Here is a 6,440-nt window from a genome sequence, read left to right as displayed (position 1 = left end):
GCATCTCGCTTTCCAGGTCCTCCGCTTTCGCGTTCTCCCTTTCCGGCGAGTCCGACTTTACCAGACTCTTTTTCGTTCCGTTTCCGGTCCGAATTCGATTTCTGATGGCCTGCGGAGTGGCCTTGCCTTTCGGCTGATCCGACTTTATCAGAGATTCTGAGTCGGAATTCCCGCCTCGTCCGGGGCTTCCCAGGCGCACGAGTGCGCGCGGTGCTTCCCGTTCAGGCGGAGACGTAAACGTACTGGAGCGGGGCTCCCCGATGCAAATCGGGGGCCCCGCTCCAGGTCAGGCGGTCGTGAGGGATCAGACCTCGACGACGACCGGAAGGATCATCGGGCGCCGGCGGTAGGTGTCGGACACCCACTTGCCGACGACCCGGCGGACCATCTGCTGGAGCTGGTGGGGCTCCATCACGCCGTCCTGTGCCGACTTGTCCAGGGCCTCCTGGATCTTCGGCGTGACGGCAACGAAGGCGCCGTCGTCGATGCCGGAGCCCCGGGCCTGGATGTGGGGGCCGCCCACGATCTTGCCGGAGGAGCTGTCGACCACGATGAACACCGAGATGATGCCCTCGTCGCCGAGGATCCGGCGGTCCTTGAGGGAGGTCTCGGTGACGTCTCCGACGGAGAGGCCGTCGACGTAGACGTAACCGGCCTGGACCTTGCCGACGATCTTCGCCTTGCCGTCGATGAGGTCGACGACCACGCCGTCCTCGGCGATGACGATGTGGTCCTTCGGCACGCCGGTAAGGGCGCCCAGTTCGGCGTTGGCGCGCAGGTGGCGCCATTCGCCGTGGACCGGCATCAGGTTCTTCGGCTTGCAGATGTTGTAGAAGTACAGCAGCTCGCCGGCCGAGGCGTGGCCCGAGACGTGGACCTTGGCGTTGCCCTTGTGGACGACGTTGGCGCCCCAGCGGGTCAGGCCGTTGATCACGCGGTAGACCGCGTTCTCGTTGCCCGGGATCAGGGACGACGCGAGGATCACCGTGTCGCCCGGGACGATCCGGATCTGGTGGTCGCGGTTGGCCATCCGGGAGAGCGCGGCCATCGGCTCACCCTGCGAACCCGTGCAGACCAGCACGACCTCGTCGTCCGGGAGGTCGTCGAGGGTCTTGACGTCCACGACCAGTCCGGCGGGAACCTTCAGATAGCCCAGGTCACGGGCGATGCCCATGTTGCGGACCATCGAGCGGCCGACGAAGGCGACCCTGCGTCCGTACTCATGTGCGGCGTCCAGGATCTGCTGGATGCGGTGCACATGGCTGGCGAAGCTCGCCACGATGATGCGCTTCTGGGCGTTCGCGAAGACCGTGCGAAGGACGTTGGAGATGTCCCGCTCGGGCGGCACGAAGCCGGGAACCTCGGCGTTCGTGGAGTCGGAGAGGAGGAGGTCGATGCCTTCCTCGCTCAGCCGGGCGAACGCGTGGAGGTCGGTGAGACGGCCGTCCAGCGGAAGCTGGTCCATCTTGAAGTCACCGGTGGCCACGGCCATGCCCGCAGGGGTGCGGATGGCGACGGCGAGAGCGTCCGGAATGGAGTGGTTGACCGCGATGAACTCGCAGTCGAAGACGCCGATGCGCTCGCGCTGGCCCTCGGTGACCTCAAGGGTGTACGGGCGGATCCGGTGCTCCTGGAGCTTCGCCTCGATGAGCGCGAGGGTCAGCTTCGAGCCGATGAGGGGGATGTCCGGCTTCAGGCGCAGCAGGTACGGGACACCACCGATGTGGTCCTCGTGGCCGTGCGTGAGGACGATGCCCTCGATGTCGTCCAGGCGGTCCCGGATCGTGGTGAAGTCCGGAAGGATCAGGTCGATGCCCGGCTGCTCCTCCTCGGGGAAGAGGACGCCGCAGTCGACGATGAGCAGGCGGCCGCCGTACTCGAAGACCGTCATGTTGCGGCCGATCTCGCCCAGGCCGCCGAGCGGGGTGACCCGCAGGGCGCCCTTCGGGAGCTTCGGCGGGGTACCGAGTTCAGGATGCGGATGACTCAAAAGACTCTCCTTACCACGCACGCCACGTACCGCTGAGGCACGTGGCGCGCATGTCATTCGTGCACTTGCTGTTGTCTTGGGGTGGTGCTCATGCGAGTCGCCTCGCGTGTTCAGTTGTGAAGTCTGTGTTCAAAGAAGTCGGTGTCTAGAGCTGTACCCCGCCGGCGGCGAGATCGATCTTGAGCTGGGCCGTCTCCTGGGCGCTGAGTTCCACCAGCGGCAGGCGCAGCGGTCCGGCCGGGAGTCCCTGGAGGGTCAGGGCTGCCTTCGTGGTGATGACGCCCTGGGTACGGAACATCCCGGTGAAGACCGGGAGCAGCTTCTGGTGGATCTCGGTGGCCTTCTGGACGTCGCCGCTCACGTACGCGTCGATCAGGGCGCGGAGCTCGGGGGTGACCATGTGGCCGACGACGGAGACGAAACCGACCGCGCCGACCGAGAGGAGCGGCAGGTTGAGCATGTCGTCGCCGGAGTACCAGGCGAGTCCCGATTCGGCGATGGCCCAGCTGGCGCGGCCCAGGTCGCCCTTGGCGTCCTTGTTCGCGACGATCCGCGGGTGGTCGGCCAGCCGGACGAGGGTCTCCGTGTCGATCGGCACTCCGCTGCGGCCGGGGATGTCGTACAGCATCACGGGCAGGCCGGTGGAGTCGGCGATGGCCGTGAAGTGCCGGAGCAGGCCCTCCTGCGGCGGCTTGTTGTAGTACGGCGTCACGGCGAGCAGCCCGTGGGCGCCGGTACGCTCGGCCGTCCGGGCGAGCTCGACGCTGTGCCGGGTGTCGTTGGTGCCGATGCCGGCGACGACATGCGCTCGGTCGCCGACCGCTTCGAGCACCGCCCGTACGAGCTGGTCCTTCTCCGTGTCACTGGTGGTCGGGGACTCACCGGTGGTGCCGTTGACGATCAGGCCGTCATTGCCTGCGTCCACCAGGTGGGCGGCGAGCCGCTGGGCGCCGTCGAGGTCGAGAGCGCCGTCCGCCGTGAAGGGCGTGACCATAGCGGTGAGGACCCGCCCGAAGGGGGTCTGCGGAGTGGAGATCGGAGCCATGGGTAACACGCTACTCGCTGCTCAGCGCGCGGGGTCCCCTCGGGGGGACGGGGAAGAGGAGCCCGGCACTGCCTGCTCGGGGGTTCAAGCAGTGCCGGGTCCGTTTGATCAGCCTAGATGAACTTCTCGAAACGCCGCAATACGGACACCGCCTACGGGGCTACCCGTCCATTTTTGTTGAAGGCCGCATGAGTGAGCGGCATGAGCTGCTCCCAGTGGGCTTCCATCTGCTCGCCGACCATCTCGATCTCGCGTTGCGGGAAGGACGGAACCTTCGCCAGCTCGTGCTGGGTGCGCAGGCCGAGGAAGTGCATCAGGGAGCGTGCGTTGCAGGTGGCGTACATCGTGGAGAAGAGGCCGACCGGCAGGACCGCACGGGCGACCTCGCGGGCCACGCCCGCGGCCAGCATCTCCTGGTACGCCGCGTAGGAGGCCCGGTAGGACTCCTCCATGGCGCGGGTCGCCAGGTCGTACTGCTCCTCGGTGCCCTCGACGAACTCGTACTTGCCGGGGCGGCCCTGCTGGACGAGCTTGCGGGAGGTTCCGGGGACGTAGAAGACCGGGTCCAGCTCCCTGTAGCGGCCCGATTCCTCGTTGTACGACCAGCCGACGCGGTGCCGCATGAACTCGCGGAAGACGAAGATCGGGGCGCTGACGAAGAACGTCATCGAGTTGTGCTCGAACGGGCTGCCGTGCCGGTCCCGCATGAGGTAGTTGATGAGCCCCTTGGAGCGCTCGGGGTCCTTGGTGACCTCTTCGAGCGACTGCTCGCCGGCGGTGGAGACCCGGGCGGCGAACAGCACGTCCGCATCGCGCGCGTCGCTCTTCACCAGCTCGACGGTGACATCACTGCGGAAGTGGGGCTTTGCGGGTTCGGGAGTGTCGGTCACCGACAGGGGTCCTTCCAATGGCGTCGCTCTGGCGGCGACCACTTTACGGGCCATCGGCACGCGTGCACGCGCCGACCTCGGGGCAGCCGTTCGTGGAGTTCCCCCAACAAGTACGGCGATTCGGGCACCGATCCGGTCTCTCGTACGTCTGACTCATTAGCAGCACCCGTCACTGAGATCAAGGAGAGTTTCCTCATGTTCCGCCGGCGTGAAGCCGTCCCGTTCTCGTTCGTCGCCGAGTCCGACCGATTCCGCAGCAATGTCACTCCCCCTCCCTCGGCCCGCGCCACCGTTCCCGAACTTCTGGGACGGTCCCTCGTCGGGCTCACCGTGGTCGCCGGCCTCGTGGGCTCGCTGCTGCTGGGGCTCCCGGGGCTCGAATCCCCGCAGTCCCCGGCGCACGGCAAGCAGTCCGAGGCGTCGCAGGGTCGCTGACTCGTACGCCGCTGACTCGTACGGACCCCCTGGGGTGGTCGGGCCGGTGGCCCTCTCGGTAGCCTCACCGGGCACAGCAATCAAGCGTGCTTGTGAGTGAGGATGAGTCGTGCCCCTGCCCTTTCTGACGGCCGACCGCGCATTCGACGCGAGCGCGGAGGACGTCGCGCTGCCGTTCGACGACCACGACAGCTGGCGGCGGCCCTACCGCCCCGGCCCGTGGCGGGTCGCGGCGGCGGCCACCCTGTTGTTGCTGGCCTCGTTCGTTCTGCTCGCGGCCATGATCATCGGTGTGGCCGGAGCGCCTTCGGGCGCCACCGTGTGCCTGGCCCTGGCCGGCGCGCTGATCGCCGCCGCCCTGCGACTGCTGCGGGTCGGCGCTTGGGTCAGCCGTCACGGAGTGCGGCGCGTCGCGTTCTTCCGGACCACCACGGTGGCCTGGAGCGGCACGTCCGCGGTTCGTACGGTCCAGCAGCCCGTGAAGTGGATGGGTCTTCCCCGTACGGTCCAGGGCCAGGCGCTCGTCGTGGTCCGGCAGAGCGGTGAGACGCTGCCGCCGCTGACCACCGACCACAACGCGGACTTCCTCGGGCGTGAGGAGGCGTTCGAGCGGGCCACGGACGCGGTGGAGGCCTGGGCGGACGAGTACCGCCAGGTGTGAGCCGCCGCTTGTACGTGGATGAGCCCGGGACCTCTTGTGGGGTCCCGGGCTCATCCGCGTACGCGGGGAAAGATGTCCTCCATCGCCGGACGGGCTTGGTTGGTGTCCTCAAGCGCCGGACGGGCCGGATGGTGCGGCCGGGCTTGATGGTGCGGGGGCGTCGGACGCACCGGAGGGTGCGGGCTCGTCGGGCGGGGCCGAAGCGGTCGCCGGGCGGGATCGGTGCAGGGCGATGGCCCTCTGCATGGCCTTGCGGGCTCTCGGCGTGTCCCTCGCGTCCTGGTAGGCGACCGCCAGCCTGAACCAGGTGCGCCAGTCGTCCGGGGCGTCCTCCGTCTCCTCGCGGCGCTTGGTGAAGACCGCGTCGGCGGCGTCCCGGTCGATGCGGCCGGACGGCGTGCGGGCCAGGTCGTCGACCGGCAGGCCGCCCTCCGCGTCCAGCTCGGCTGCCAGGGCGTTGGCGCGGCGGACGAACTGGGTGTTCTTCCAGAGGAACCAGACGCCGATCACCGGCAGGATCAGCACGGCGACGCCGAAGGTGACCGTGACCAGCGTGCCGTGCCGGATGAGCATCAGGCCGCGGCTGCCGACCAGGACGAAGTAGAAGACCAGGACGGCGGCCGTGACGATGTAGGTGATCTTTGCGCGCATGAGGGGCTCAGTCAGTTCAGGTCGAGGAAGTGTTCCAGGCCGAACGTGAGGCCCGGAGTGGTCACCACGCGGCGGACACCGAGCAGGATGCCCGGCATGAAACTGCTGTGGTGGAGGGAGTCGTGGCGGATGGTGAGGGTCTCGCCCTCGCCGCCGAGGAGCACTTCCTGGTGGGCCAGCAGGCCCCGGAGCCGGATCGCGTGGACCGGGACGCCGTCGACGTCCGCGCCGCGCGCGCCGTCCAGCGCGGTGGCGGTGGCGTCCGGCTGGGGTGCGCTGCCCGCCTTGGCGCGGGCCGCCGCGATGAGCTGGGCGGTGCGGGTGGCGGTGCCGGAGGGGGCGTCGACCTTGTTCGGGTGGTGCAGTTCGACGACCTCGGCGGACTCGAAGTAGCGGGCGGCCTGCTCCGCGAACTTCATGGTGAGGACGGCGCCGATGGAGAAGTTCGGGGCGATCAGGACGCCCGTTCCGGGGGAGTCGTCCAGCCAGGTGGTCAGCTGCGCGAGCCGTTCGTCGGTCCAGCCCGTGGTGCCGACGACGGCGTGGATGCCGTGCCGGACGCAGAAGTCGAGGTTGCCCATCACCGACGCGGGAGTGGTGAGCTCGACGACTGCCTGGGCGCCGGTGTCGGCGAGGATCTCCAGCTGGTCGCCCCGGCCCAGGGCCGCCACCAGCTCCAGGTCGTCGGCGGCCTCGATCGCGGTGACGGCCGCTGAGCCGATGCGGCCCTTCGCACCGAGAACGGCTACGCGCAGCTTGCTCATCTTG

Annotated in this window: 7 protein-coding genes; 2 read left to right on the top strand and 5 right to left on the bottom strand. The window is 68.5% G+C overall.

Annotated features, from left to right (window positions below; translation table 11 throughout):
- Nucleotides 1-304: 304 nt before the first annotated feature.
- The 3 genes from AB0F29_RS13690 to thyX all read right to left on the bottom strand — a co-directional run bounded on the left by AB0F29_RS13690 (nt 305) and on the right by thyX (nt 3,925).
- On the bottom strand, nt 305-1,990 hold the full coding sequence (locus tag AB0F29_RS13690) for a ribonuclease J (RefSeq protein WP_210936229.1): 1,686 nt from the start codon (nt 1,988-1,990) through the stop codon (nt 305-307).
- Nucleotides 1,991-2,135: 145 nt separating this feature from the next.
- Entirely contained in the window at nt 2,136-3,035 is a 900-nt protein-coding gene (gene dapA, locus AB0F29_RS13685) for a 4-hydroxy-tetrahydrodipicolinate synthase (RefSeq protein ID WP_018960639.1), read from the bottom strand.
- A 152-nt stretch (nt 3,036-3,187) separates the two neighbouring features.
- Nucleotides 3,188-3,925: an FAD-dependent thymidylate synthase gene (gene thyX / locus AB0F29_RS13680; protein ID WP_361871126.1), complete on the bottom strand. Its 738-nt coding sequence runs from the start codon at nt 3,923-3,925 to the stop codon at nt 3,188-3,190.
- Nucleotides 3,926-4,120: 195 nt separating this feature from the next.
- Between thyX and AB0F29_RS13675 the strand changes: the two genes are divergently transcribed.
- Together AB0F29_RS13675 and AB0F29_RS13670 are read left to right on the top strand one after the other, a co-directional pair.
- Nucleotides 4,121-4,360, top strand: a complete 240-nt coding sequence (locus AB0F29_RS13675; protein WP_018960641.1) for a hypothetical protein — start codon at nt 4,121-4,123, stop codon at nt 4,358-4,360.
- Nucleotides 4,361-4,469: 109 nt separating this feature from the next.
- Entirely contained in the window at nt 4,470-5,021 is a 552-nt protein-coding gene (locus AB0F29_RS13670) for a hypothetical protein (protein WP_007453247.1), read from the top strand.
- Between the two features lie 108 nt (nt 5,022-5,129).
- Here AB0F29_RS13670 and AB0F29_RS13665 read toward each other — a convergent pair whose 3' ends face one another.
- Entirely contained in the window at nt 5,130-5,672 is a 543-nt protein-coding gene (locus AB0F29_RS13665; protein ID WP_361871123.1) for a hypothetical protein, read from the bottom strand.
- 11 nt (nt 5,673-5,683) lie between these two features.
- Entirely contained in the window at nt 5,684-6,436 is a 753-nt protein-coding gene (dapB, locus tag AB0F29_RS13660) for a 4-hydroxy-tetrahydrodipicolinate reductase (RefSeq protein ID WP_361871122.1), read from the bottom strand.
- Nucleotides 6,437-6,440 lie beyond the last annotated feature (4 nt).

The sequence above is a fragment of the Streptomyces sp. NPDC026589 genome (assembly GCF_040638385.1).
Taxonomy (GTDB): Bacteria; Actinomycetota; Actinomycetes; order Streptomycetales; family Streptomycetaceae; genus Streptomyces.
This window is presented reverse-complemented; position numbering and strand designations above follow the sequence as displayed.

Coding starts and splice junctions, on each gene's coding strand:
- dapA (WP_018960639.1), bottom strand. CDS start 3,035: ATGGCTCCGATCTCCACTCCGCAGACCCCCTTCGGGCGGGTCCTCACC.
- AB0F29_RS13675 (WP_018960641.1), top strand. CDS start 4,121: ATGTTCCGCCGGCGTGAAGCCGTCCCGTTCTCGTTCGTCGCCGAGTCC.
- AB0F29_RS13665 (WP_361871123.1), bottom strand. CDS start 5,672: ATGCGCGCAAAGATCACCTACATCGTCACGGCCGCCGTCCTGGTCTTC.
- dapB (WP_361871122.1), bottom strand. CDS start 6,436: ATGAGCAAGCTGCGCGTAGCCGTTCTCGGTGCGAAGGGCCGCATCGGC.